This window comes from Methylomonas sp. EFPC1 (assembly GCF_016925515.1).
GTDB lineage: Bacteria > Pseudomonadota > Gammaproteobacteria > Methylococcales > Methylomonadaceae > Methylomonas > Methylomonas defluvii.
Genome location: NZ_CP070494.1, coordinates 3,074,805 through 3,099,824, shown reverse-complemented (window position 1 = coordinate 3,099,824; position 25,020 = coordinate 3,074,805). Strand labels below are relative to the sequence as shown.

The following is a 25,020-nucleotide window of genomic DNA, read 5'->3' as shown; positions in this document are numbered from 1 at the left end:
CAGCCATGACGCCGAGTTTCGTTCATCTTCGTATTCATACTGAGTTTTCCCTGGTTGACGGTATCGTCAGGATCAAGCCTTTGGTGAAGAAGCTGGCTGAGTATGTCATGCCAGCCGCTGCAATTACCGAACAGAGCAATTTGTTCTCGTTGGTTAAATTCTATAAAGCCGCGCAAGGTGCCGGCATCAAACCCTTGATCGGCGCCGATGTGCTGATTTTCAACCCCGACGAACCGGCCTCCCCGTTTCGTTTGACCATGTTGGCGCGTAATAAAAAAGGCTACGTCACGCTGACCGAGCTAATTTCCCGAGGCTACCAGGAAGGGCAGCATCAAGGGATTCCGATGTTGCAAAAAGACTGGATTGCCGAGAATCATGAGGGTTTGATCGTGTTATCGGGAGCGATGGACGGCGATGTCGGTCAGGCCTTGTTGGCGGAAAATGCCGAGCAAGCCAAACGTTGTGCCGAATATTGGCGGGATTTGTTCGAAGACAGTTTTTACCTGGAATTGCAGCGGCTCGGTAAAGCGGACGAGGAGCGTTACATCAAACTAGCAGCGGATTTGGCTGCCGAACTGGATTTGCCGGTGGTTGCCACCAACGACGTGCGTTTTATCAGTAAAAACGATTTCGACGCGCATGAAGTGCGCGTCTGTATTCATCAGGGCCGGGTGCTGGACGATAGTCGCCGGCCAAAAAACTATACCGCTCAGCAATATTTGCGCACTGCCGAGGAAATGGCCGAACTGTTCGCCGACATTCCGGAGGCCTTGGCCAATAGCGTGGAAATTGCCAAACGCTGCAATGTCGAGCTGACGCTGGGTGAAAACTATTTGCCCGATTTTCCGGTCCCAGAGGGCATGACCCTGGACGACTACTTCAAGCAGGCCTCACGCCAAGGGCTTGAAGAGCGTTTAATCCAGTATCCGCCAATAGGCAAGGGCAGCTTCGCGGAAAACCGAAAAGTCTATGACGAACGCTTGGAAGTCGAGCTGAACGTGATCACCCAAATGGGTTTTCCCGGCTATTTCATGATTGTCGCCGACTTTATTCAGTGGGCCAAGAACAATGCGATACCGGTGGGGCCGGGGCGGGGCTCCGGTGCCGGTTCCTTGGTGGCGTACGCATTGAAGATTACCGATCTGGATCCGATCGAATTCGATTTGCTGTTTGAGCGGTTTTTGAATCCGGAGCGGGTATCGATGCCTGATTTTGATATCGACTTTTGCATGGAACGCCGCGACGAGGTCATCGATTACGTAGCGCGTCACTATGGACGCGATCACGTCTCGCAGATCATTACCTACGGCTCGATGGCGGCTAAAGCGGTAATTCGCGACGTAGGGCGGGTGATGGGGCATGCCTACGGCTTTGTGGATAGGTTGGCAAAACTGATCCCATTTGAAATCGGCATGACCCTGGACAAAGCCCTGCAAGACAGTGCCGAATTGAAGGCCTTGTACGATACCGAGGAAGAGGTCAAGTCGCTGATCGATATGGCGCGTTCGCTTGAAGGTATCTCCCGTAACGCCGGCAAACACGCCGGCGGCGTGGTGATTTCGCCCACCAAACTTACCGATTTCAGCCCCTTGTATTGTGAACAGGGCGGCGGCAACCTGGTGACGCAGTTCGATAAGGACGATGTCGAAGCGGTTGGCTTGGTCAAATTCGACTTCCTGGGTTTGCGAACCTTGACGATCATTGATTGGGCGCTGCAAACCATCAATCGCCAGCGAGCGCAATGCGGTGAAGAGCCGGTGGATATAAGCCAGATTCCGCGCGATGACCTGCCAAGCTATGAATTATTAAAAAATGCCCAGACCACGGCCGTGTTTCAGCTGGAGTCGCGCGGCATGAAGGAGTTGATCAAAAAACTCAAGCCGGATTGCTTCGACGACATTATCGCGCTGGTGGCTTTATTCCGTCCCGGACCGTTGGAATCGGGCATGGTTGACGATTACATCAACGTCAAGCACGGCGCCAAGGCTGAATACGCGCATCCATTACTGGAACCGATTTTAAAGCCCACCAACGGAGTTATTCTGTACCAGGAGCAGGTAATGCAGATTGCCCGAGAATTGGCTAGCTATACCCTGGGCGGCGCCGATATGTTGCGGCGGGCGATGGGTAAGAAAAAGCCGGAGGAAATGGCAAAAGAGCGGGAAAAATTCATGTCGGGCGCGGTGGCAAACCAGATAGACGCAGCCATCGCGACTTACGTTTTCGACCTGATGGAGAAATTCGCCGGCTACGGTTTCAACAAGTCGCATTCGGCGGCCTACGCTTTGGTTGCTTATCAAACCGCCTGGTTGAAGGCACATTTTCCGGCCGCGTTCATGGCGGCGGTAATGTCCTCGGATATGGATAACACCGACAAAGTGGTGGTGTTGATCGACGAATGCCGGGAAATGAAGCTGGAGATCTGCCCGCCGGACATTAATGTTTCCGACTTTCGTTTTACGGTAAACGACCAGGGGCAGATTGTTTACGGTATCGGTGCGATCAAGGGTGTCGGCGAAAATGCAATTGAAGATCTGTTAAAAGAGCGGGCCGCCAACGGAGCGTTTGCGGGTTTGTACGATCTGTGCAAGCGTGTCGATTTACGCAAGGTCAATCGTCGGGTTCTGGAAGCATTGATCAGAGCCGGAGCGCTGGATACCATCGATCCTAATCGTGCGGCGCATCTCGCTGAATTGACTACCGCCTTGCGAGTGGCCGAACAACACGGAAAAATGGCGTTGGCCGGTCAAAACGATCTATTCGGTTTGGCGGTACAAGTGGAAGTCAGCGACGGTGAAGCGGAAGCTTATTCCACCGTGGTCGAGCCGTGGACCGAAAAAGAAAAGCTGGAAGCGGAAAAGCAGACTTTGGGTCTGTTTCTGACCGGCCATCCCATCGCCGAATATCTGCCGGAATTAAAACATATCACCCACGGCTCGTTAGCCAGTCTGGAAGTCGATGCCGGCCGCTCCAGGGGTAAAATGGAAGCGCGTGTTGCCGGCCTGATCGTGGAAATGCGTACCCGGCAAACCAAGCAAGGCAAGATGATGGGCTTCGCAACGCTGGACGACCGTACCGGCCGGCTGGAAGTGGCGGCCTTCAGCAATATATACGACAAATACCGCAACCTGCTCAGCAAGGACACGATCCTGATTGCCGAAGGTTCATTGGCAATGGATGACTTTACCAACAGTCTTAGGATGACTGCCGAGAAGCTCTACAGTATGGAAGAAGCGCGCGAGTTATATGCCCGCGGCATTACGTTGACGATAGACCTGGCCAATGGCGGCTTGCCGCCGGGTTGGCTGGCAAATCTACAGACCACACTGACGCCATTCAGCGGCGGTCAATGCCCGATCCAAATCGAATACCGCACTGGCACCGACAAAGCGACCCTGCAATTGGGCGACGACTGGCGCGTGCGCCCGAGCGATGAGCTTCTGATCCGCCTACGGCGCTTGCTGTCCAACGAAACGGTGTTGGTCAGGTACTGACCTGGCGTTTGACGCATTGTATTTCTGGGAGCGGGGATAGGCGGGGTTCGGCTAAATGCACACATCGAGTGTGTATTGAGTTTACGGACCGCAACAAGCGCGAACGATGCTGAGCCCATTTGATTGATCTGGACATAAAAAAGGGAGGCCTGGGCCTCCCTGGTTTCGTTAAGCTGGAAGCTTATCGTTTAGCGGTCGGTACGTTTGTATTCGACACGGCGGTTGTAGGCACGGCCTTCGTCGGTTTCATTAGTATCGACGGGTTTGGACTCGCCGAAGCCAACCGCTGTCAGGCGTTTGCCTTCCACGCCTTGTTTGATCAACTCGGCTTTGACCGCATTGGCTCTGCGCTCGGAAAGCTTTTGGTTGTAAGCATCTTTACCGTAACTATCGGTGTGGCCCTGAATCTCTATGGTCAAACCTGGGTTCATTTTCATGACTTCCACGGCGTTTTGGATCAGCGGGCCGTATTTGGCTTTGACGTCGGATTTGTCGAAATCGAACAGTAGGCCGCGGAACGCCCAGCAACCGTCTTTATCGACGATAGCGCCTTTAGGGGTGTCAGGGCATTTATCGGCACAGTTGCTTACGCCGTCTTTGTCGTCGTCTTGGGTTGAGCAATCGGCCACTTTGGGTGTGCCTGCTTTCAAGAAGACGTTTTTAACGAAATCACTCATGCCTTTGGCGCTGGTGATCGCTTCGGCAGTAGTCGAGAATCCGCAACCCGATGCATTGGCTAGGTCTTGCAGCACCGCTTGTCCGGCCACATCTTGGTCATTACCGACCCAGACTGTGTAAATGCATAGCTTGTCTCCGTATTGGGATTTAAGTGCTTCGGCAGTCGGTAGGGGCGAGACTTCCTCGATACCGTCGCTTAAAACGATTAAGGCAATATTGCCGGGAGCAGAGGTGATGTCTTTGCCGGACTCGCTTAGCGCCGTGGCCAGTGGGGTGCCACCGCTAGAGCATTGTAGAGAGGTAATTGCAGTTTCGAAACCTGCCTGAGTGTAATTTTGCACGGCTTGGTTGAGATAAGTTGAGCCCCAAGACAGGCATGGGCCAAAACCGAAGCTGCGCAAACCGGATGTCAGCGGCATAACCGGAATGGATTTGTTAAACTTATTGAGCAGATTTTTTTCGACATCCAGCTTGGTGCCGCTGTAATCCGCAGAATTTACATAGGTACGGCTCATGGATGAAGATGAATCATTAATCACGAAAAAACTGTTGGTTTTTTGTACCAGTTTTCCGGATTTAACCAGCGCGTTAAGGTCTTCAGGCTGGAAAGCCTGGAAATTATTGCTCGACTGCGTCGCGCAACCCGAAAGCAGCGCTCCGGCCAGAGCGGCCGTGAATAAAAGGTTTCTTTTCATGTATTGATTCTCCAGGTTATTGTTCTGCATCGACAAGGCCTAGCGTACCGCCTTGGTGTCTTAAGTCTAACATCAATCCCTTATTTTTAAATAGTGCGTTCATCTTAGCCGGGCGCCGTGAAATAATGCCGGTTTGTTTTTAATCCTTAGGATTCCTTGGAGAATGTAATGGGCAAGATTTTAATTTTCTGTGCGATGTTTTTACTTGCCAGTGCGGTAAAGGCTGACAGCGTGAAAGAAATGGCTGAGCAGGGGAATGCGCAGGCTCAAGCCAAGTTGGCATCGCTGTATTTACTGGGCCGAGAAGGTTTCGAGAAGGACGAGCACAAGGCCGCGGAGTGGATGGAAAGGGCGGCGAATCAAGGTTTGCTTGATGCTCAGGTGGTGATGGGTGCGATGTATGATCGAGGCATGGGTGTGAATAGCGACAGAGATAAGGCTACCGATTGGTACGAAAAAGCCGCTAAACAAGGACATGCCACCTCGCTGGCGATTCTGGGCAGAAACGATGCAGCCAAAGGCAGCGTGCAATTTAATTACCAGGCGATGCGTTTAAACGCCTCTCGCTCTATTCCCGGCGAATATGCCAAGAAATTTTTAACAACTAAATAATTGACGATGAGTATTAGAACCCGCTTTGCCCCCAGTCCCACCGGTTATTTACATGTTGGCGGTGCCAGAACCGCTCTGTTTTCGTGGTTGTATGCGCGCAAACACGGTGGCAAATTTATTTTGCGAATCGAGGACACCGATCTTGAACGTTCCAGCCAGGAGTCGGTGAATGCCATTCTGGAAGGCATGACTTGGTTAGGCTTGGAATATGACGAGGGGCCGTTCTATCAGACGCATCGTTTTGATCGATACAAAGAAGTCATTCAGCAATTGTTGGCGCAGGGCGATGCCTATTATTGCTACTGCAGTCGCGAAGAGTTGGAATCTTTGCGCGAGCAGCAAATGGCCAACAAGGAAAAGCCGCGTTACAACGGCAAGTGCCGGCATGGCGTTGAAAATCCGCAAGGCGAGCGCGTGGTGCGCTTTAAGAATCCGGAGCAGGGCGAAGTGGTTATCGACGATCTGGTGAAAGGTCGCATCGTCGTTGCCAACAAGGAGCTGGATGATCTGATTATTGCCCGTTCCGACGGCACCCCGACCTATAACCTGACGGTAGTAGTCGACGATATGGATATGGGAGTTACTCATGTAATACGGGGTGACGATCATGTTAACAATACGCCCAGGCAGATTAATATTCTGAAAGCCTTGGGCGCGCAATTGCCTGTGTATGCGCATGTGCCAATGATTTTAGGTTCCGACGGTGCAAGATTGTCCAAACGCCATGGCGCGGTCAGCGTGATGCAATATCGCAATGACGGGTATTTACCCGAGGCTTTGTTGAACTATCTGGTGCGGTTGGGTTGGTCGCACGGTGATCAGGAATTGTTTTCCTTGGAAGAAATGGTGGCCTTGTTCGAGTTGGAAAAAGTTAACGTTTCCGCGTCCACGTTCAATACCGAGAAGCTGGTGTGGTTGAATCACCAGTACATTATGAATAGCGATCCGGCACATGTTGCTCGGCACTTGGCTTGGCATATGGGGGAGCGCGGTATCGATCCGACCACCGGCCCGGCGCTGGCGGATGTGGTTAAAGCGCAGCGCGAGCGATGCAAAACTCTGGTGGATATGGCCGCCGAGAGCGAATACTTTTACAAGGAATTCGACGCTTACGAAGAAAAAGCCGCCAAGAAGAATTTCAAAGCGGGCGTGGACGATGTATTGCAACATTTACTGGTGCAATTTAGCGCTATCGGCGAATGGGAAGCGTCAGGCCTTCATCAAGTGGTATTGGAGAGCGCGGAGCAGTTGCAACTTAATCTGGGTAAGGTTGCGCAGCCCTTGCGTGTAGCGGTTTGCGGCAGCGGCGTATCGCCGGCTATTGACCTGACTTTAGCGCTATTGGGCAGAGAGAAAACCTTGCACAGAATAGAGCGAGCGATCAGATACATAAAGAATGTAGAAAATTCCTAGACAAAGCTCTGAAAATCCGTATAATACGAGAACTCAACTACGGGGCCATAGCTCAGCTGGGAGAGCGCTTGCATGGCATGCAAGAGGTCAGGAGTTCGATCCTCCTTGGCTCCACCAAAGTAGTTGATTTAGTCCTGAGTCCCCATCGTCTAGTGGCCTAGGACACCGCCCTTTCACGGCGGTAACCGGGGTTCGAACCCCCGTGGGGACGCCAACTTGGCTAAAGTCGGTTAAGCCGGTACTTCTTGTTGAAGAAGTCATTCTAAAAAAATAGTCTTAGTCCCCATCGTCTAGTGGCCTAGGACACCGCCCTTTCACGGCGGTAACCGGGGTTCGAACCCCCGTGGGGACGCCATCAATTCTTAAATTTATAGCTCTTGCGCAGCGGAAATAATGCTGTGCAAAGTTTGCTATATCGTCTGTTTTAATTCAGTATTTTAAGTCCAATCACTATTTCTGTGGTGATGTGGCGACTAGTGTCTTCTATGCTGATCGCTTTACTGGGGCGGTTTGATCTCGCGAAGCATAAGAGTAAACCTAAATCGCTTATTTAAGTTTACTCTTGCGGCGATGAGAAAGATCTAGTGTCGTAGATCCATATTGAACTTACGTATTTGTTGTCTGAAGCTTTAGGTAGACGGATGACCGGCTTCAATCATCACTTTTAGCTTAGAGCCCGGTTTGATATCCGCCTTGTTTTTGGGAACGTTATTCCATTTGCGGAGCTCGGTGACGTTAACGTTAAATTTTTTGGAGATCTGCGCCAATGTATCGCCGGGTTTGACTGTGTAGCTGATTTGCTTGACGGAAGGCGCGGTAGATGCCACGGTTATACTGCTGCTGGTTTTCTTGATAGTCAGTTTTTGACCGGGTTTCAGAGCCGCTTTCTTGGGTAATTTATTCCAACTCACAATATCATCTTTATCAACAGAAAAACGTTGCGAGACATCCCATAAGGTGTCGCCTTTCTTAACCGTATATTGCTGTTTGCTTGATTGGGCGGGGGTTGGCGTGGATTGTTGTGACACTGCGGCAACAGCCGATGTGGTTGGTTCGCCTTTCTGTGAATGATAAGACACTGGAATTAGCAGGATTGTGCCTTGGGCAACCGTATCGTCGTCAAGATGATTGACATTAATAATCTCTTCTACACTGGTACTGTGTTTGCTGGCTATGCTTTTCAGCGTCTCTTTCTTGCCAACTGTATGGTGTTCCCACTTGATTCTTTCTTCGTGTGGCAGTTCAGCGAGTTTCTCTTTAAAGGAATCGGCTTTGCTTACCGGAATCAACAGATGTTGCGCGCCGTTCGGGTCGGTACTCCAGCGGTTATAGCCGGGATTGAGCTTTAAGAAGTCGTCCAGCGGGGTTTGCGCCATTTCGGCGGCTTTACCCAAGTCGAGCTGCGACTTTACATCCACCAATTCAAAGTAAGGTTGGTTGGCGAATTGATGCAGATTGACGTTATATTTTTCCGGGTTGGCAAAGATCTTGGCGATTGCCAGCAGCCTGGGTACGTAAGCTGAGGTCTCGTTGTTCAAATCCAGAGACCAGAAGTCGGTAGGCTGTCCGCGTTCGAGGTTTCTATCTACGGCGTTTTTGATATTGCCTTTGCCGGCGTTGTATGAAGCGAGCGCCAGTAACCAGTCGTTATTGAAAGTCTCGCTCAGTTCTTTCAGGAAGGTAGTGGCTGCCTGAGTCGATTGCACCACATCGCGTCGCGCGTCATACCAGCTATTCTGCTTCAACCCGTAAAGACGCCCGGTCGGCGGAATGAACTGCCAAAGACCGGATGCTTGAGCTGGCGACATTGCGTCAGGTCTGAAAGCGCTCTCAACCGCAGGTAACAGGGCCAATTCTCCGGGGATGTTTTTCGCTTCGATTTCGTTGAGGATGAAGTACAAATAAGGCTCGGCGCGTTGTTGTACTCTGGTCAGATATTCAGGGTTTCTGAGATACCAGTTTACTTCGCGGTCGATTCTGGCATTATCGATTTCCGGTAAGGCGTAAAGAGACAGCATCCTATCCCAAATAGTGGCGTGTTCTTTTGCTTCTACCTGTTTGTTGTGGATTTTTCCGCTATTGCCATTGCGGGTAAACACGGAAAACTTGCTAGTTGAGGATTGGCTCAGATGGTCTTTTTGCGCATGTTGGCTACAACCGGTTGCCAGCAAAATAGGCAGTAGATAAGACAGATGACGGCCTGATTTTTTGGAAATTGAGCGGGGCATTGTCTGAACTCGCTAAAATAAAAAAATTAGATCCTAGCATGGCTTTCTAAAATAGCCAAAAAAACATACCCTTAGCGGCGGTTAAATGAAGAGACAATTTCTATTTGCGTTGTACCAAACCCCAAGAGGTAAGCTACTGCAAACCATGGAAGCCAACTATCTGCGCAGATCGATAACGGTGAGTTGCAAGCAACAACAACTCCAGATAGGTGGTTTGGGCTGGGAAAACGAGTTCGTCGATTTTTCCTTGTATCGGAATTATCTAATTCTGGACCGCAAGGCCATGGGGGATGCTGGCGCATTGAAAGTGACCGCCAAGGCATTTAATTTGCCTATCCAAACTGAATCGATGGATTTAGTTCTACTTCCGCACATTTTGGAGTTCGACGCACGGCGATTTCAAACCCTGCGTGAAGTGAATCGCGTATTAAAGCCGGGCGGCGAATTGGTCATGTTGAATTTCAATCCGTTCAGTATGTCTGTACGTTTTCAGTTTTTATGGGACTGGAAGCTTGCGGAATCCTGGCGGGCGCATTTGATTACCAAAGCTCGGGTTTTGGATTGGTTGAAACTGATGAATTTCGAATTGCTAACCACTGCCGAGTTTGGATTAGACAGTTACACCATTGCTCACGGTAAATTCGAGTTCAGCTTTGCGTCTTTGTTTGCTATGGCTTACGGCATTAAGGCGGTGAAAAGGCAATACACATTGATTCCTTTGACAGCGGCACAGCAACGCCGCAGCAATTTGGCTGCGGTTGGATTGGGATTGAAATCGAACTTACATAGAAAGGTGGGCCATGACTGAAGTCATTATTTATACGGATGGTGCATGCAAGGGCAACCCTGGGCCAGGAGGTTGGGGCGTGCGCTTGGAATACCGAAATAAAGAAAAGGAGCTATGCGGCGGTGAACCTGAAACGACGAATAACCGGATGGAATTAGTGGCCGCAATACAGGCTCTGGAAACACTGACCAAACCGTGTAGCGTCAAATTGCACACTGACTCTAAATATGTTTTGCAAGGTATTACCGAATGGATGGCTAATTGGAAAAAGCGGGCATGGAAAACCGCGGCAAATAAGCCGGTGAAAAACGAAGATTTATGGCGACGTTTGGATGCTGCTATCCAGCGTCACAACATCGATTGGATATGGGTGAAGGGACATGCCGGGGATGTCGGTAACGAGCGTGCCGATCAGTTGGCCAATCTGGGAATCGAACGCTTGTCTCGCCGATAAATCACTTAAAATCAGGAAAATACATGTTAGGTTCGATAGCTGCTGCGTTAGTCGGCATTTGGTTTTACAACACGGCGGCACGCTCAAGTCGTCCGCCAATCTCATGGGCGGTGTCGGGTGTGGTGGTGTATTTTTTGGCGGCGCTACTCTGGACTTTGGCTATCACGCCAAGTGTCAAAGATGCTGCAAGTCACAGCCAAAGTGCCGCGCTGATCTTCATCGTTCGCTATGCCTATATCGGGTTTGGCGTATTGGTAGCGGTTTTGTTGAATGGTTGGTTGAATAAATCCACCGACTCTGAATAGCGCGCCAGTGTCAAATTGGTCGGTGTATATCATTCAGTGTGATGACGGTAGTCTGTATACCGGAATCAGTACCGATGTTGAAAGACGTTTCCGCCAGCATCTGATGCAAAAAGGAGCCAAATACTTTAGAAGCCGTCAACCTCGGCAATTGGTGTTTGTTGAAGCGGGACATGATCGTGTTTCTGCCGCAAGAAGGGAAGTGTTCATCAAAAAAATGAAACGTACTGAAAAACTTCATCTTATCGCAATGTGTAGCTGCTTATAGCGGCCGAATTGGATGGGAGTCAATATTTTGGGGATAGCTATTTTTCGTAATGCGGATAGATTTGAGAATGATTTGCATTAGTTGTTGTAGGGGTTTTATACTCGAGTCTCAAATTCTTGGAGACCGATATGAAGCCATTAAACTCAAAACTTAGCGCCGCAATTTCGGCGATTGTTGTCAGTGCCGGGGTAAACGCTGCGGGAATTCCCGCCGAAAAGCCGCAGACCATGGATGAAATGTGGAAGATCATTCAGGCACAGCAGCAGCAGATTGACAGCATGACCAAAAAGCTGGAAGCGGTCGCGCAAAAGGCGCCCACCGGTGAAGTCAGCAATTTGGAGCGTAAAACCAATGTATTGACGGAAGAAGTGGAAAAGCTGCGTACCGAGTTGGTGGTGCCGGAAAAAGTCGAATACAAAAGTGCCTACGGTTTGGGGCCGGCTGCTTCCAAGGTTTATCAAGTTGGTAAGGGCCTGTCTTTAGGTGGCTACGGTGAGGCCAATTATCAGGCGCGGGTTGATGATCAGGGTGGGCGTAATGCGGCAACCGGCACCGTCAATAATCCGGACAATACAGATTTCGAACGACTAGTCATTTACGCGGGTTATAAGTTCACTGACAGCATACTATTCAACAGTGAAATAGAGTTCGAACATTCCTCGACCGGTAATAACGGATCGGGTAGCACGGGCACTGTCTCCGTTGAAATGGCCTCCTTGGATTTCTTCATCGACCCGCTGGTCAACGTCCGGGCCGGGATGGTGTTAATGCCGATGGGCTTTATCAACCAGATACATGAGCCGCCGTTTTTCTTCGGTAACAATCGCCCGGAAGTCGAAAGACGCATTATTCCCAGCACTTGGCGTGAAAACGGTGTGGGGTTATTCGGTGAATTGTTGCCGGGTCTGACCTACACAACCTATGTGGTTAACGGTATGAACGCTAAGAATTTTGGCGCTGACGGCATTCGTAGCGGCCGGCAATCAGGAGGACAGGCGTTGGCGGAAGATTTGGCTTATGTCGGTCGCGTGGACTATGCGCCGCCGATGTTGCCTGGCGTCATGGTGGGCGGCTCGGCGTATGTCGGTAATTCCGGGCAGAATCAGCTGTATAACGGGCGGCAACTCGAAGTAGCAACGCAACTTTACGAAGCCCATCTGCAATGGAAATACCGTGGCCTGGAATTTCGTACCTTGGGTTCCTGGGGGCATATCGGCGATGCAGCCTTGCTGAGTGTTGCCAATGCTAAAAGTATCGGTGAAGAAAACTATGGTTGGTACAGTGAAGTTGGTTACGACATATTGCCGCACTTTGCGCACGATACAACCCAATATTTGGCTCCTTTCGTACGTTACGAGCGTATGGATACTGTTGCTACTGCTTCGACATGCGCAAACGCCATTTGTCGAGACGATTTGACCAGGGATGTCGAAATCTACCAAGTCGGCCTCAACTACAAACCGATTCCCAATGTCGTGATCAAAGCCGATTACCGTAATTTCACCCAAAAGTCGGGCACGTCTCCGGACGATTTCAACTTGGGTGTGGGCTTTATTTTCTAAAGCGGCTGTCTAGTTGCGTGTTAAGCCCCGCCGTTTCATACGGCGGGGTACATCGTTATATAATACAGCCGCATAAATTGCTTATGCGCGTATCGGCTTGGCAAATTGTTTGCCGGTCTCTATCATAGCCGCCGTATTGTTCACTCCCTGGATTTTTCCCACTCATGCTGATTTCAAAAACTCGTCGGCTTATGCTGACGCTGCTGGTTTTTTGTTTAACGAGCGCAAACCTTGCCGCCGCTGTGTTTTACAGTAAGGACGAAGCGATGAAGCTGGCCTTCGGCGACGACGCGACCGTGGAAATGCAATCGTTGTTTCCGACGCCGGAGGAAGTAGCGCAGATCGAACAGCTTGCGAAGGTCAAGCTGGAATCCAATCTGTTTAGTTTTTATGTGGGTAAGAAGCAAGGTGCAGTGATCGGCTATGCCGCGATTGAGGCCCACACCGTTAGAACCAAACCGGAAACCTTGTTGGTGGTGCTTACGCCGGATGGCAAATTGCGTAACGTCCATACATTGGCGTTTCATGAGCCGCCGGAATATCAACCGCCGGAACGCTGGATGGCCTTGCTGGCTAATCATTCCATCGAAGAGTTGAGCCTGAATCAGGATATACAGGGTGTGGCGGGGGCGACGCTCAGCACCCGCGCCGCAATTAACAGCGCGCGCAAGGTATTGGCGATTTATCAAGTTCTCATCCAAAACAAGCCCAAATAATGCGTTTTTTTGTAACCGGCGAACAGAATCGCCAGCTGCTGATCAATACTTTGATCTTGATGTTCTTGGCCTATGTCGCCTTGTTGTGGATCAGCAATGGTCTGATGTACTTCCATAAAATGAATCTCACACCAGAGTCGGTCGTTTCTTACTATTTGGGTAACGAGCAAGAGTTTAACGAGCCGAAAAGCTATCAAAGCCTACTGGAAGTCAGTCATTTTCATTTGTTTGCTATGGGTATGTTGGTATTGACGCTGACGCATCTGATGCTGATGACCTCGTTGCCGACTCTGATGAAAGTCTGGATCAGCGCAATCGTTTATGCCGCAGCAATTGCCGATGAAGCGGCGGGTTGGTTGGTGCGTTATGTCGATCCGGCTTTTGCTTATTTCAAAATAGCCGCGTTTTTATTACTTGAAACATCCTTGTTCCTATTGATCGTCATAGTCAGTTTGTCGTTGATTGAATCGCGCCGGCAACTGCGTTAAAACCGATTTCCCTATTGCCCTAGTTGGTTCATTGGCGCATTCTCCGATTGCGCTGATGTCCAAAAATGGCTAGGTCGTTGACTGCAGATGTTGTCCCGCGCCGCGCCATTATTCCCCGAATTCTTTGAATCCAAGCCCGGAGTAGAATCATGAACAAACATTTACAACAAGTTAGAGATTTTCACCGGAAATTCGCTATCAAGCAGCCTGATGACGGCGAGATTGGGCATTTGTCCGACATGGATATTGTGATGCGCCAAGCCTTATTGCTGGATTGCGGTAGCGAGACATTTAAAGCCATTGCCAGCGGTGACCTGATCAAAATTTTGGCTGGGCTGGTGGATTTAGCCTTTAATGCGCTGGCCGCCATCGCGTGCAGGGGCGACGAGGTGGTCAGTGTGTCCGCCAACTGGCGGCAAGATGGTTCCGTGCTGTCAGTGGTGCGAGTGCTGTCCGAGAAAATCAACCTTTGTACTTCCGGCGAAACCGTGCATTATTCCGGCTTATACGCAATTTGCGTGCATTTGTCCCAGCGTTTTGTCAATGCCGATTTCGACGAGGCTTTTCAAATCGTCTACCAACATCTGATGAGCGGGCGCGGCGATGCCGAGCGTTTGGATTTAAGCCCGGCGCTATTCGAATAACAGCGAGCGTCACTATGGCACAACAACACTACACGCTCGGTTTCGTCGGCATAGGCCTGATGGGGCAACCTTTAACCATGCGGCTTCTGGCGGCGGGTTTTCAGGTGAATGTCTGGAATCGCACCGCTGCAAAATTAGCTGTGGTGGTGGGTGCCGGTGCTAAGGTCTGTGGCAGTGTCGGTGAATTGGTAAAAGCCTCCGATGTGGTGATTTTGTGCCTGGCTGACACCATGGCGGTTGAAGCGATGGTGATGGAACACATTATCGCCAACGGCGCTGCCGACAAACTGTTGATTGATTTATCCAGCATTCATCCGGAAGCTACCAGGCGCATGGCAACTCAATTGCGGTCTGCTTGCGGCATGCGCTGGGTCGATGCGCCGGTATCCGGTGGCACGGCCGGTGCGGAGCAGGGTAGTTTGGCGATTATGGCCGGCGGTGCGGAGTCGGATATTGGTATTGCCAGGGACGTATTGCGGCCGCTGTATAGCCGTTTAACGCATATGGGGCCGGTCGGCAGTGGTCAGACCACTAAAATCTGCAATCAGATGATTGTCAGTTGCAATGTGTTAGTAATCGCGGAAATGATGGCCTTGGCAAAGTCGGCCGGCGTCGATGCTGCAAAAATTCCGGAAGCGCTGGCCGGTGGCTTTGCCGATTCCAAGCCACTGCAAATCGTCGGCCCGGAAATGGCGGATCAGCGTTTCGAACCGGTGAAGTGGCGCGTGAAAACCTTATTGAAAGATTTAAATATGGCTGTCGATTTAGCGGGCAAACAGGGGAGTGCGATACCGATGTCCGGCTTGGCGGCGCAACTGATGCAATTGCACGGTAGCGGCGGCTTTTTGGAGCAAGATCCCTCCACACTTATCAAGCTTTATAGCCAAGACTGATGCTGCGCTTTACCGCCAATCTGAGTTTATTGTTTACCGAACGGCCGTTGCCGGAACGGTTTCAGGCTGCTAAACAGTGCGGTTTCGACGCAGTGGAAATCCAGTTTCCCTACTCGCTGCGAGTCGAACAAATCGGTGACCTATTAGCTCAACAGGACTTAAAGCTGGTGTTGTTCAATGTCGATGCCGATACCTTGCTGCAGGGCGGCGAGGGTTTGGCGGCGGTTCCAGAAAGACGCGATGACTTTAAAGCTGCGGTTGAGCAGACCTTGTCTTACGCCGAACGCTTGAAGCCAAGCGTCATTAATGTGTTGCCCGGCCGTTGTTTTAATCCACGTCGCTTGGCTGAATATCACGCTACTTTGCTGGAAAATCTGGCTTACGCCGCCGCAGCGTTTGCCGAGTTGGGTATCAAAACCGTATTCGAGGCGGTCAATAGCCACGACATGCCAGGCTTTATCGTTGATACCGGCGACAAGATGCTGGATGTGCTAAGGCAAATCGGCCATCCGAACTTATTCATGCAATACGACATTTATCACATGAGTCGGATGGGCGAAGATTGCGCCGGATTTTTGCGCCAACATATGGATAGAATCGGGCATATTCAATTTGCCGACTCTCCAGGCCGCGGCCAGCCGTGTACGGGCGCCGTAGATTTCAAAATTTTGTTCGATGTTATCGCAAACTCGGATTACCAAGGTTGGGTCGGTGCCGAGTACCGGCCGACGGTTGAGACCGCTGCCAGTTTGGCTTGGTTGAAAACCTACGCGGTGAAATAATCGGGCGGTATAATCTCTGGGCCTTCATCACCTATTGCTAGTCATGTCGAAACATAATTTCACGATACATCACGCCAGTTTGATCGTTTCCGATACCGAGCAATCGCTGCTTTTTTACCGCGATGTGTTGGGAATGGAGCAGACCGAACGGCCGAATCTACCGTTCCCAGGCGCCTGGCTGCAAATTGGTGCGCAGCAAATTCATTTGTTGGAATTGGAAAATCCCGATCCCACCACCGGCAGGCCGCCGCATGGCGGCCGTGATCGGCATGTGGCGATGCATATTGATTCCGTTGATGCTCTACGCGAAGATCTGGAGCGGGCCGGTACGGCTTACACGCTGAGTATCTCCGGCCGCAAGGCGCTGTTTTGCCGGGATAGAGACGGCAATGCGCTGGAGTTTATCGAGCGGCCTTGAGAGTCATGTTCGGACGGCTTTTTTTCGGCGGACTACTGATATGCAGCCTGGCGATGCTGCTGTTTGTGCTGGGGTTTGTGTGTTTGCAGTTTGGCTTGGTCTTGTTGATGGGGCTGTTTTATCTGTTAGCGAGTAAAGTGATGTTGTTGGCTTTGGGTCTGCTGGCTTTGCTGAGCGTGCTGACCTTATTTAAAGCGATTTACCGTGAGCTGCGCGGGTATTTCAGTCGCGAATCGGCGGCGGTACGGCGGCTGTTGTCTTTACAGATTCGTCGGCAAAATATTGAGCGGCGCCAGGCTGCGGAATGCCGGCAGTTGAGCTATCTGAGCAGATTCAAGCGGCAACGCCTGCTGGTAGCCGATAACCGCAAACAGGCCAGGGCCTTATTCGCGGTAATTAGCGATGAATTGCAAGCGGTGCGGGCGCAATTGCCAGCCACTCGATATAAAAATCTGCGCAAAGCCTTGCGTACCTATCGTAAACAAGCCGATGCTGCGGCCATGCTGGCTTTACGCCACCAACTGCATGTCGTCGATTAGCAGTTGGCTGGGCGAAGCGCTGGCGTTTTTGCGGCGCAGTCGCGACGACAATCTGCAATGGCATTTATCCAGGCACGAAGATGTCGCCGAACTGCGGCAAACCAAGGCGCTGGCGGAACAGGCCTTGGTGGCGCAACTGAAAAAACAGTCGCAGCAATTGGCTCACGAGCTGGCCGTCAGCAAAGCCCGCAACAGCAACGAGTTGGCGATGGTGAAAACCCAATGTCAGCAGGATTTAAAAGACTATCAGCAATATCTGCAATCGCTGGATAAGCTGAAGGAGTCTTTGCGCAGTAGTTACGCACATCTACCGGAAGCGGTGGCGTTTACCATCCACCATCACGCCAAGCAGTTATTGAATCGGATGTGGGATGCCCAAGAGCCGCAGGAAAAAATGAAAATTGAAATGCAGTTGTTGCAGTTCATGACAGCGGTGCACGAAGACAGTCAGGCCGTTTTGCAAGGCGAGGGCATCGAAGGTTTGCCGCAGCGGGCACTGGCTTTTATCGATGCGGATTTGGCGGACTAGATCGGCTGGAAATAGCCTTCGATGTCTCTAACCATTTTCTTGTTCAACGCAAACATCACCACGTGATCGCCTTCCGCGAATACGGTGTCGTGATGCACCGGAATCACTTCTTTTTCGCGAATTAGCGCGCCTAATATGACGCCGTCCGGTAAATTGACCTGATCTACACGCAAGCCAACCACTGAGCTGGAGTTCTTGCTGCGGTGAGCAATGGCTTCGATCGCTTCCGCACTGCCGCCGCACACCGAGCTGACGCCGACCACGTCGCCTTTACGCACGTGTTTGAGGATGCCGCCCAAGGTTTCCAGTTTTGGTTGAATCGCCAGATCGATTTCGGTGCCGTCCAATAATTTTAGGTAGGAATTATTGTTAATCAGGCAGATCGCCTTTTTGGCGCCGAGTTTTTTCGCCAGACCGGCGGCAATCAGGTTGATTCCGTCGTTATTGGTAATCGCGCAGAACAAATCAATGTCTTCGATCATTTCTTCTTGCAGTAGCGATTCGTCGGTACAGTCCCCATGCAAAATCAGGGTGTTACGCAAATCGTTGGCGATTTCTCGCGCGCGCTCGATGTCCTGCTCAATGACTTTGACGTGGTAGTTTTTTTCCAAGGCAATGGCCAGCCGCTTGCCGACGTGGCCGCCGCCGGCCAGCATAATGGTTTTGATCGGCGATTCCAGTTTATGCAGATCCACCAGGGTTTTACGGACCTTATCGCGCGGGCAGACAAAAAATACTTCATCGCCGGTGGCAATCACCGCCTCGCCGTTTACCGCGATGGCTTTGCCGTCGCGGAAAATCGCCGCGACCCGGATCATGCTGTCGGCCAGTTTTTCTTTGACGGCGTGGATGCGTTTGCCGGTCAGAAAGCCGGTCGGTACCACGCGAATCGAAAACAGCCTGACCAAGCCGTCGGCAAACTCGGACACATGCAGCGCACCGGGGTATTTGATCAGGTTGTGGATGGATTCGGTGACAACCTGCTCAGGGCTGATGACAATATCAATACCGCCCGGCGCAAATAATTCCGGATGGTTGAGAAAATCGATGGCGCGCACTCGGGCGATGGTTTTGGGTTTGCTATACAGGGTGTTGATCACCTGACAGGCCAGCATATTGGTCTCGTCGCGGTCGGTAACGGCAATCACCATGTCGGCGTCCTGAATCCCGGCTTGTTCCAGCACGCTGGGATGGGCAGCGTTACCTTCGACGGTGGCTATATCCAGGCGGCCTTTTAATGCGGTGAGCAAGTGGGCATTTTTATCGATAACGACAATATCGTTTTCTTCACTGGCCAATGCGCCGGCAACCGAAGAGCCGGTCACACCGGCACCGAGAATCACTATTTTCATAAATTGTTAAAGCCAGTAATGATGTCGAATGCTTGCCGCCACAAGGGCCGAAGCCGGCGAATTATACGCTGATCGATAGGCTTGTCCATGATCCAGCGAGTGCTAACTTTGCGGCGATGGAAATCGCCGGATGATGCAGTTGGGCTGCGGCTGCCAAGCAAAAATCCTGTTTTAAATAGCCGATTTACAAAAACAGGCTGGTGAATAGTCTCAGCTTGCCGGGCTTGTTTTCTGGTCACAGCCGCCCCATACCGTTTATAATCGCAAACTTTGGTTCACTCTCACTCTGGAAATATCATGCTGGGTAAGCTGGTTAAATTGGTAGTTGGCAGCCGCAACGACAGGCTGGTCAAGAAGAAACGCAAGCTAGTCAAGAAAGTCAATGCTCTGGCCGCCGAATACGAAAAATTATCCGATGCGGCGTTACAAGCCAAGACGCAGGAATTTCGCGACCGCCTGGCCCAAGGCGAAAACTTAGACAATTTACTCCCAGAAGCTTTTGCCGCCGTGCGGGAAGCCTCGACCCGTGTATTTGGCATGCGTCATTTCGACGTGCAGTTGATCGGCGGCATGGTCTTGCACAGTGGCAAGATAGCCGAGATGAAAACCGGTGAGGGTAAAACCCTGATGGCGACCTTGGCCGCCTATTTGAATGCCTTGCCGGGTAAAGGCGTGCATGTGGTGACCGTCAATGATTACTTGGCCCGCCGCGACGCGGAATGGATGGGCAAACTATACGGTTTCCTGGGCTTGACCACCGGCGTCATCGTCAGCGATTTGACCCATGAGCAACGCCAGGTTGCCTATGCGGCGGATATTACTTACGGCACCAACAACGAATTTGGTTTCGATTATCTGCGTGACAACATGGCTTTCAGCCTGGAACAAAAAGTCCAGCGTGATCTGAATTTTGCCATCGTCGACGAGGTGGATTCGATTCTGATCGACGAAGCCAGAACGCCTTTGATCATCTCCGGCCAGGCGGAAGGCAGTACCGATATTTACCTGAAGACCAATCAAATCATTCCTTACCTGACCAAACAGGAAAAAGCCGACGATCCGGAAAAGCAGGATCAAATGCCTGGCGACTATGCGGTCGACGAAAAATCGCGGCAGATTCATCTGACCGAAGCCGGTTACGAGCATGTTGAACGCTTATTGGCGGAGCACGGCTTGATAGCTGACGGCTCCACATTATACGAAGCCGCCAACATCCGCTTGATGCACTATTTGAACGCATCGCTGCGAGCTCACGTACTGTTCCAAAAAGACGTGGATTATGTAGTGAAGGACGGTCAGGTCATCATCGTCGACGAATTCACCGGCCGGATGATGAGCGGTCGGCGCTGGTCCGAAGGTTTGCATCAAGCGATGGAAGCCAAGGAAAACGTGACTATTCAAAACGAAAACCAAACGCTGGCTTCGATTACCTTCCAGAATTATTTCCGTCTTTACAACAAATTATCCGGTATGACCGGTACTGCGGATACCGAAGCGTTTGAGTTGAACAAAATCTACGGCCTGGAAGTGGTGGTTATTCCTACCCACAGACCTATGATCCGTAAAGATAAGGGCGATTTGGTTTATCTGTCGGCGCGGGAAAAATACAACGCCGTCATCGAAGATATTAAGGATTGCGTGCAGCGCGGCCAGCCGGTGTTGGTCGGTACGACGTCGATCGAAAACTCCGAATTGATTTCCCGGATGCTGCAACAGCAAAACATCCGCCATGAAGTCTTGAATGCCAAGCAGCACGAGCGCGAAGCCCACATTATCGAAAATGCCGGTATGCCGGGAGCTGTCACGATTGCTACGAATATGGCCGGTCGCGGTACCGACATCGTGTTGGGTGGCAATCTGAATGCCGAACTGGCTGCCTTGGGACCGGATGCCAGCGAAGCCGATAAAGAGCGGGTGCGTGCTGCTTGGCAGGAAAGACATGAAAAAGTCTTGGCAAGCGGCGGTCTGCATGTGATCGGTTCGGAACGCCACGAGTCGCGGCGGATCGACAACCAGTTGCGCGGCCGTTCCGGTCGGCAGGGCGATCCGGGTTCGACCCGTTTTTATCTGTCGCTGGAAGACGATTTGATGCGGATTTTCGCGTCCGAGCGCGTCGCCAGCTTGATGCAAAAACTGGGTATGGAAGAAGGCGAAGCGATTGAGCATCCTTGGGTGACTCGTTCCATCGAAAGCGCGCAACGCAAAGTCGAGAATCGTAACTTTGATATTCGCAAAGAAATTTTGGCTTACGACGACGTCGCCAACGATCAGCGCAAGGTTATTTACGCGCAGCGCAATGAGTTGATGGCTGCCGAAGACATCAACGACATCATCAACGCGATTCGTGCTGACGTGTTGAACGACGTCATCACCGAATACATCCCGCCGAAAACCATGGAAGAGCAATGGGATGTGCGTGGATTGGAAACCCATTTGCAGCAAGAATTTAATCTGCAGATGCCGCTAGTGGAAATGCTGGAGCACGACCGTACCCTGAATGAAGCGAAATTGCGCCGGCTGATTATCGAAAAAGCCGAGCAAGAAAGCCGCGCCCGTGAAGAGGCCGTAGGTGTGCAAGTGCTAAGGCATTTCGAGAAATCCGTGATGTTGCAAGTGCTGGATAATAGCTGGAAAGAACATCTGGCGGCGATGGACCAATTGCGCCAAGGTATTCATTTCAGAGGCTATGCGCAAAAAGATCCCAAACAGGAATACAAGCGGGAGTCGTTCCAAATGTTTACCGGCCTGTTGACGCATATCAAGCAGGAAGTGGTGGGTATACTCGCCAAGGTGCAAGTGGCGCGTGAAGAAGACGTGCAGGCGATCGACGAACAACGCCAAGCACCGCTGGAAATGCACTACGAACACGCGGAAGCCCACTCCATTTTTGAAGAAGAGCCAGCGGCGGCACAGGCAGCTCAGCCAGACTCAGACTCGGAGAGCGCGGAGCAGCCTTTTGTCAGACTCGGCAACAAAGTGGGCCGTAACGACCCATGCCCCTGCGGTTCCGGTAAAAAGTACAAGCAATGCCACGGCAAATTGAACTAATGTTTAACCGCGGCGCCCCAAACCGGGCGTCGCGGCTGCCCGACAATTCGATTTAGAGGGCCTTTGGCATCGCTTTCAGCCTTGCAAAACCAGCGGCCCACGGCTTTTAATTTTCACTGTCCTCAAGGGTAAGTACTATGCCGCATAGAGTCTTTAATAAGAGTAATCCCGCCGCCGATATTACCAAGCTCCCCAAGTTGGGCATGGAAAAAAAGCATTTCATCGCCGACTTCAAACACTACTACAGTCATCGGCTCGGGCGCGATGAAAATTGCCGTTCTCCGCATTACGCCTACGAAGCCTTGTCTTTGGCGATCAGCGACCGTTTGGTCGAACGCTGGAAGAAAACCTACAACGTCTATCGCGACTCCGATTGTAAAAAGGCCTTCTATCTGTCGATGGAGTTTTTGATGGGGCGTTCTTTGAGCAACGCCATGTTGAATCTCGGGGTTGACGATATTGTCACGCAAGCCTTGTATGACTTGGGTTTGGAAGCCGAGGAACTCATCGAGAGCGAGCCGGACGCAGGTCTAGGTAATGGCGGCTTGGGACGCTTGGCGGCGTGTTTCATCGATAGTTGTGCCACCTTGCAACTACCGGTCACGGGCTATGGTTTGCGTTATGAATACGGCATGTTTTCGCAACAAATCGTCAACGGCGAGCAGGTCGAGAAACCCGATCACTGGCTGAGGATGGGCAATGTCTGGGAAATAGAACGTCCCGAATACATGCACCGCATCAAATTCGGCGGCCACACCCAAACCCACATCGACGAAAAAGGCAACAAGCGCACTAGCTGGCTGGATACTCATGATGTGATCGCCATGCCTTACGACACGCCGGTGCCTGGCTATAAAAACGGTACGGTCAATACTCTGCGCTTGTGGAAAGCCATCGCCACGGAAGAATTCAATTTGCAGGAATTCAATGCCGGTGATTACGCCGAAGCCGTGGCGGAGAAAAACACCGCCGAAAACATTACGATGGTGTTGTATCCCAACGATGCCAACGAAAACGGCAAAGCCTTGCGCCTGCAACAGCAATATCTGCTGGCCTCCGCGAGTTTGCAGGACGTCATCGCCAACTGGGTGGGGCGCCACGGTAATAATTTCAGTAAATTTGCCGAGAAAAACTGCTTTCAGCTCAACGACACCCATCCCAGCATCGCGGTGGCCGAGCTGATGCGCTTGTTGATGGATATTCACGGTTTACCTTGGAAAGAAGCCTGGAACATCACGCGGCAAACGATGGCCTACACCAATCATACCTTGCTGCCCGAGGCCTTGGAAAAATGGTCGGTCAATCTGATGCAGCATTTGCTGCCGCGCTTGATGGAAATTATTTTTGAAATCAACGCACACTTCATGGCTGAAGTGTCGGCGCGTTGGCCTGGCGACAATCCACGCATGGCGCGGATGTCCATCATCGAAGAGGGTTATCAAAAACAGGTGCGGATGGCATTTTTGGCTATCGTCGGCAGTTTTTCTGTCAACGGTGTCGCCGAGCTGCATTCCAAGCTGTTGCAGGAAGGCTTGTTTAAAGATTTTTATGAGCTCTGGCCGCAAAAATTTAATAACAAAACTAACGGTGTGACCCCTAGACGCTGGCTGGCCGGCTGTAATCCGGAATTGGCTGAGTTTATCACCGCAACTATTGGTGACGGCTGGATTACCGACCTGTCTCAGCTGTCCAAATTAGCGCCTTATGCCGAGGACGCGGCGTTCAGGCAAAAATGGTACGACTTGAATCGGGCCAGTAAACAACGTTTGGTTGACTACAAAAAAGAAGAACATGACATTGAAATCAATGTCGATGCTTTGTTTGATGTGCAGGTTAAACGTATCCACGAATACAAGCGGCAAATTTTGAATGTGCTGCATGTGATTCATCTTTATGATCGGATTAAACGCGGCGATACGCAAAACTGGGTGGATCGTTGCGTCTTGATCGGCGGCAAGGCGGCCCCTGGCTATGTCATGGCGAAAAAGATCATCAAGCTGATTAACAATGTCGGCAGTGTCATTAATGAAGACCCGGAAGTAGGCAACAAGCTGAGATTGGTGTTTATGCCCAATTACTGCGTATCGGCGATGGAAAAAATCTGTCCGGGCGCGGATTTGTCCGAACAAATTTCGACTGCCGGCAAGGAAGCGTCCGGTACCGGTAACATGAAGTTCATGATGAACGGCGCGCTGACCATCGGTACCTTGGACGGTGCCAACATCGAAATTCGTGAAGAGGTCGGTGCCGACAATTTCTTCCTGTTCGGCTTGACCGAAACCGAAGTGGAGGCGATGCGGCCGCATTACGATCCGCAATGGTTCATCAATCAGGACAGCGATTTACAAGGCGTGATGCGCTTGCTGGAATGCGGGCATTTCAATCAGTTTGAGCCGGGGATTTTCGACGACATCATTGCCTCGATTAAAAGTCCGCACGATCCTTGGATGACTATCGCCGATTTTCGCAGTTATCTGGAAGCACAGAAGCGCGTCGAGCAAACTTGGCGTGATCAAGAGCGCTGGACCAAAATGAGTATTCTCAACACCGCGGCCAGCGGTAAGTTTTCCACCGATAGAACGATTAGCGAATACAACCGCGAGATTTGGAAGCTGTCGCCGGTGGACGTGGAAAAATACTGAAACAATGCTGGATATTGTCTTGTTCGAGCCGGAAATACCGGCCAATACCGGCAATATCATCCGTTTATGCGCTAATACCGGTGCGCATCTGCATTTAATCCAGCCCTTGGGCTTTGATCTGGACGACAAACGTCTGCGTCGCGCCGGGCTGGATTATCATGAATGGGTGAACATCCGCCAGTACGGTTCCCTGCACGATTACGTCGAAAAAGCCAAGCCCCAACGTTTATTTGCTTTAACCACCAAAGGCCACACCGGTTACAGCGAGGTGCGATACAAAGCGGGAGATGCCTTGTTATTCGGTCCGGAAACCCGTGGCTTACCGGCCGGATTTCTCAGTCAACATCCGACCGCGCTGCAACTGTATTTGCCGATGCGTAAGGAAAGCCGCAGTCTTAATCTCTCCAATACCGTGGCGATAGTGCTTTATGAAGCCTGGAAGCAATTGAATTTTGTGGATGCGGCTCGTTGACTTA

22 protein-coding genes and 3 tRNA genes are annotated in these 25,020 nt (G+C 51.3%); 22 read left to right on the top strand and 3 right to left on the bottom strand.

Annotation, left to right across the window (positions count from 1 at the left end):
* Window positions 1–5 precede the first annotated feature (5 nt).
* On the top strand, window positions 6–3,494 hold the full coding sequence (gene dnaE, locus JWZ98_RS14340) for a DNA polymerase III subunit alpha (protein ID WP_205450610.1): 3,489 nt from the start codon (window positions 6–8) through the stop codon (window positions 3,492–3,494).
* A gap of 188 nt (window positions 3,495–3,682) precedes the next feature.
* Here dnaE and JWZ98_RS14335 read toward each other — a convergent pair whose 3' ends face one another.
* On the bottom strand, window positions 3,683–4,867 hold the full coding sequence (locus tag JWZ98_RS14335; protein WP_205450609.1) for an OmpA family protein: 1,185 nt from the start codon (window positions 4,865–4,867) through the stop codon (window positions 3,683–3,685).
* Between the two features lie 168 nt (window positions 4,868–5,035).
* Here JWZ98_RS14335 and JWZ98_RS14330 point away from each other — a divergent pair, with 168 nt between their 5' ends.
* The 5 genes from JWZ98_RS14330 to JWZ98_RS14310 all read left to right on the top strand — a co-directional run bounded on the left by JWZ98_RS14330 (window position 5,036) and on the right by JWZ98_RS14310 (window position 7,247).
* Complete coding sequence (locus tag JWZ98_RS14330) at window positions 5,036–5,479, top strand: tetratricopeptide repeat protein (RefSeq protein ID WP_101055421.1); 444 nt, start codon at window positions 5,036–5,038, stop codon at window positions 5,477–5,479.
* 6 nt (window positions 5,480–5,485) lie between these two features.
* The gene (gene gltX, locus JWZ98_RS14325; protein WP_101055423.1) at window positions 5,486–6,892 is read left to right on the top strand and encodes a glutamate--tRNA ligase; all 1,407 of its coding nucleotides are present in this window, start codon (window positions 5,486–5,488) and stop codon (window positions 6,890–6,892) included.
* Window positions 6,893–6,933: 41 nt separating this feature from the next.
* Window positions 6,934–7,009 (top strand) — tRNA-Ala (locus JWZ98_RS14320).
* 21 nt (window positions 7,010–7,030) lie between these two features.
* Window positions 7,031–7,106: transfer RNA gene (locus JWZ98_RS14315), tRNA-Glu, on the top strand.
* Window positions 7,107–7,171: 65 nt separating this feature from the next.
* Window positions 7,172–7,247: transfer RNA gene (locus tag JWZ98_RS14310), tRNA-Glu, on the top strand.
* A gap of 274 nt (window positions 7,248–7,521) precedes the next feature.
* Here the strand turns inward: JWZ98_RS14310 and JWZ98_RS14305 are convergent.
* Window positions 7,522–9,120: a LysM peptidoglycan-binding domain-containing protein gene (locus JWZ98_RS14305; RefSeq protein ID WP_205450608.1), complete on the bottom strand. Its 1,599-nt coding sequence runs from the start codon at window positions 9,118–9,120 to the stop codon at window positions 7,522–7,524.
* Window positions 9,121–9,205: 85 nt separating this feature from the next.
* On the opposite strand from JWZ98_RS14305, the gene JWZ98_RS14300 reads away from it, so the two are divergent.
* The 13 genes from JWZ98_RS14300 to JWZ98_RS14240 all read left to right on the top strand — a co-directional run bounded on the left by JWZ98_RS14300 (window position 9,206) and on the right by JWZ98_RS14240 (window position 17,502).
* Window positions 9,206–9,928, top strand: a complete 723-nt coding sequence (locus JWZ98_RS14300; RefSeq protein WP_205450607.1) for a methyltransferase domain-containing protein — start codon at window positions 9,206–9,208, stop codon at window positions 9,926–9,928.
* On the top strand, window positions 9,921–10,361 hold the full coding sequence (rnhA, locus tag JWZ98_RS14295; protein ID WP_101055429.1) for a ribonuclease HI: 441 nt from the start codon (window positions 9,921–9,923) through the stop codon (window positions 10,359–10,361). Before JWZ98_RS14300 ends, rnhA begins: the two co-directional genes overlap by 8 nt.
* Before the next feature lie 23 nt (window positions 10,362–10,384).
* Window positions 10,385–10,666: a hypothetical protein gene (locus JWZ98_RS14290; RefSeq protein ID WP_205450606.1), complete on the top strand. Its 282-nt coding sequence runs from the start codon at window positions 10,385–10,387 to the stop codon at window positions 10,664–10,666.
* Window positions 10,667–10,673: 7 nt separating this feature from the next.
* The gene (locus tag JWZ98_RS14285) at window positions 10,674–10,931 is read left to right on the top strand and encodes a GIY-YIG nuclease family protein (RefSeq protein WP_346015177.1); all 258 of its coding nucleotides are present in this window, start codon (window positions 10,674–10,676) and stop codon (window positions 10,929–10,931) included.
* A 128-nt stretch (window positions 10,932–11,059) separates the two neighbouring features.
* Entirely contained in the window at window positions 11,060–12,493 is a 1,434-nt protein-coding gene (locus JWZ98_RS14280) for a hypothetical protein (RefSeq protein WP_205450605.1), read from the top strand.
* A gap of 164 nt (window positions 12,494–12,657) precedes the next feature.
* Window positions 12,658–13,209, top strand: coding sequence for an FMN-binding protein (locus JWZ98_RS14275; RefSeq protein WP_205450604.1), 552 nt, complete (start codon window positions 12,658–12,660; stop codon window positions 13,207–13,209).
* Complete coding sequence (locus JWZ98_RS14270) at window positions 13,209–13,697, top strand: hypothetical protein (RefSeq protein WP_205450603.1); 489 nt, start codon at window positions 13,209–13,211, stop codon at window positions 13,695–13,697. Before JWZ98_RS14275 ends, JWZ98_RS14270 begins: the two co-directional genes overlap by 1 nt.
* A gap of 149 nt (window positions 13,698–13,846) precedes the next feature.
* Entirely contained in the window at window positions 13,847–14,341 is a 495-nt protein-coding gene (locus JWZ98_RS14265; protein WP_205450602.1) for a nucleoside triphosphate pyrophosphohydrolase family protein, read from the top strand.
* Between the two features lie 14 nt (window positions 14,342–14,355).
* Window positions 14,356–15,234, top strand: a complete 879-nt coding sequence (locus JWZ98_RS14260; RefSeq protein ID WP_205450601.1) for an NAD(P)-dependent oxidoreductase — start codon at window positions 14,356–14,358, stop codon at window positions 15,232–15,234.
* Window positions 15,234–16,016 (top strand): TIM barrel protein, encoded by a 783-nt coding sequence (locus JWZ98_RS14255; protein ID WP_205450600.1) that lies wholly within the window; start codon window positions 15,234–15,236, stop codon window positions 16,014–16,016. The genes JWZ98_RS14260 and JWZ98_RS14255 overlap by 1 nt, the downstream gene beginning before the upstream one ends.
* Before the next feature lie 43 nt (window positions 16,017–16,059).
* The gene (locus JWZ98_RS14250) at window positions 16,060–16,434 is read left to right on the top strand and encodes a VOC family protein (protein WP_205450599.1); all 375 of its coding nucleotides are present in this window, start codon (window positions 16,060–16,062) and stop codon (window positions 16,432–16,434) included.
* Window positions 16,435–16,439: 5 nt separating this feature from the next.
* The gene (locus tag JWZ98_RS14245; protein WP_205450595.1) at window positions 16,440–16,973 is read left to right on the top strand and encodes a hypothetical protein; all 534 of its coding nucleotides are present in this window, start codon (window positions 16,440–16,442) and stop codon (window positions 16,971–16,973) included.
* Window positions 16,960–17,502, top strand: coding sequence for a hypothetical protein (locus tag JWZ98_RS14240; protein WP_205450594.1), 543 nt, complete (start codon window positions 16,960–16,962; stop codon window positions 17,500–17,502). Before JWZ98_RS14245 ends, JWZ98_RS14240 begins: the two co-directional genes overlap by 14 nt.
* On the opposite strand, the gene trkA is transcribed toward JWZ98_RS14240, so the two are convergent.
* Window positions 17,499–18,854 carry a Trk system potassium transporter TrkA gene (gene trkA, locus JWZ98_RS14235; protein ID WP_205450593.1) on the bottom strand — a complete coding sequence of 452 codons (1,356 nt, stop codon included), beginning with the start codon at window positions 18,852–18,854 and terminating at the stop codon, window positions 17,499–17,501. The genes JWZ98_RS14240 and trkA overlap by 4 nt on opposite strands.
* 297 nt (window positions 18,855–19,151) lie before the next feature.
* Here trkA and secA point away from each other — a divergent pair, with 297 nt between their 5' ends.
* The 3 genes from secA (at window position 19,152) to trmL (ending at window position 25,016) form a co-directional block, all read left to right on the top strand.
* Window positions 19,152–21,902 carry a preprotein translocase subunit SecA gene (secA, locus tag JWZ98_RS14230; RefSeq protein ID WP_205450590.1) on the top strand — a complete coding sequence of 917 codons (2,751 nt, stop codon included), beginning with the start codon at window positions 19,152–19,154 and terminating at the stop codon, window positions 21,900–21,902.
* A 137-nt stretch (window positions 21,903–22,039) separates the two neighbouring features.
* Window positions 22,040–24,544: a glycogen/starch/alpha-glucan phosphorylase gene (locus JWZ98_RS14225; protein WP_171695783.1), complete on the top strand. Its 2,505-nt coding sequence runs from the start codon at window positions 22,040–22,042 to the stop codon at window positions 24,542–24,544.
* A 4-nt stretch (window positions 24,545–24,548) separates the two neighbouring features.
* A complete protein-coding gene (trmL, locus tag JWZ98_RS14220; protein WP_205450587.1) occupies window positions 24,549–25,016 on the top strand; it encodes a tRNA (uridine(34)/cytosine(34)/5-carboxymethylaminomethyluridine(34)-2'-O)-methyltransferase TrmL in 468 nt (155 codons plus the stop codon).
* Window positions 25,017–25,020 lie beyond the last annotated feature (4 nt).

Coding starts and splice junctions, on each gene's coding strand:
- JWZ98_RS14305 (WP_205450608.1), bottom strand. CDS start 9,120: ATGCCCCGCTCAATTTCCAAAAAATCAGGCCGTCATCTGTCTTATCTA.
- JWZ98_RS14260 (WP_205450601.1), top strand. CDS start 14,356: ATGGCACAACAACACTACACGCTCGGTTTCGTCGGCATAGGCCTGATG.
- secA (WP_205450590.1), top strand. CDS start 19,152: ATGCTGGGTAAGCTGGTTAAATTGGTAGTTGGCAGCCGCAACGACAGG.
- JWZ98_RS14290 (WP_205450606.1), top strand. CDS start 10,385: ATGTTAGGTTCGATAGCTGCTGCGTTAGTCGGCATTTGGTTTTACAAC.
- JWZ98_RS14270 (WP_205450603.1), top strand. CDS start 13,209: ATGCGTTTTTTTGTAACCGGCGAACAGAATCGCCAGCTGCTGATCAAT.
- JWZ98_RS14265 (WP_205450602.1), top strand. CDS start 13,847: ATGAACAAACATTTACAACAAGTTAGAGATTTTCACCGGAAATTCGCT.
- JWZ98_RS14250 (WP_205450599.1), top strand. CDS start 16,060: ATGTCGAAACATAATTTCACGATACATCACGCCAGTTTGATCGTTTCC.
- trkA (WP_205450593.1), bottom strand. CDS start 18,854: ATGAAAATAGTGATTCTCGGTGCCGGTGTGACCGGCTCTTCGGTTGCC.
- JWZ98_RS14280 (WP_205450605.1), top strand. CDS start 11,060: ATGAAGCCATTAAACTCAAAACTTAGCGCCGCAATTTCGGCGATTGTT.
- trmL (WP_205450587.1), top strand. CDS start 24,549: ATGCTGGATATTGTCTTGTTCGAGCCGGAAATACCGGCCAATACCGGC.
- dnaE (WP_205450610.1), top strand. CDS start 6: ATGACGCCGAGTTTCGTTCATCTTCGTATTCATACTGAGTTTTCCCTG.
- JWZ98_RS14275 (WP_205450604.1), top strand. CDS start 12,658: ATGCTGATTTCAAAAACTCGTCGGCTTATGCTGACGCTGCTGGTTTTT.
- JWZ98_RS14300 (WP_205450607.1), top strand. CDS start 9,206: ATGAAGAGACAATTTCTATTTGCGTTGTACCAAACCCCAAGAGGTAAG.
- JWZ98_RS14245 (WP_205450595.1), top strand. CDS start 16,440: ATGTTCGGACGGCTTTTTTTCGGCGGACTACTGATATGCAGCCTGGCG.
- JWZ98_RS14335 (WP_205450609.1), bottom strand. CDS start 4,867: ATGAAAAGAAACCTTTTATTCACGGCCGCTCTGGCCGGAGCGCTGCTT.
- JWZ98_RS14255 (WP_205450600.1), top strand. CDS start 15,234: ATGCTGCGCTTTACCGCCAATCTGAGTTTATTGTTTACCGAACGGCCG.
- JWZ98_RS14240 (WP_205450594.1), top strand. CDS start 16,960: ATGTCGTCGATTAGCAGTTGGCTGGGCGAAGCGCTGGCGTTTTTGCGG.
- JWZ98_RS14330 (WP_101055421.1), top strand. CDS start 5,036: ATGGGCAAGATTTTAATTTTCTGTGCGATGTTTTTACTTGCCAGTGCG.
- rnhA (WP_101055429.1), top strand. CDS start 9,921: ATGACTGAAGTCATTATTTATACGGATGGTGCATGCAAGGGCAACCCT.
- gltX (WP_101055423.1), top strand. CDS start 5,486: ATGAGTATTAGAACCCGCTTTGCCCCCAGTCCCACCGGTTATTTACAT.
- JWZ98_RS14225 (WP_171695783.1), top strand. CDS start 22,040: ATGCCGCATAGAGTCTTTAATAAGAGTAATCCCGCCGCCGATATTACC.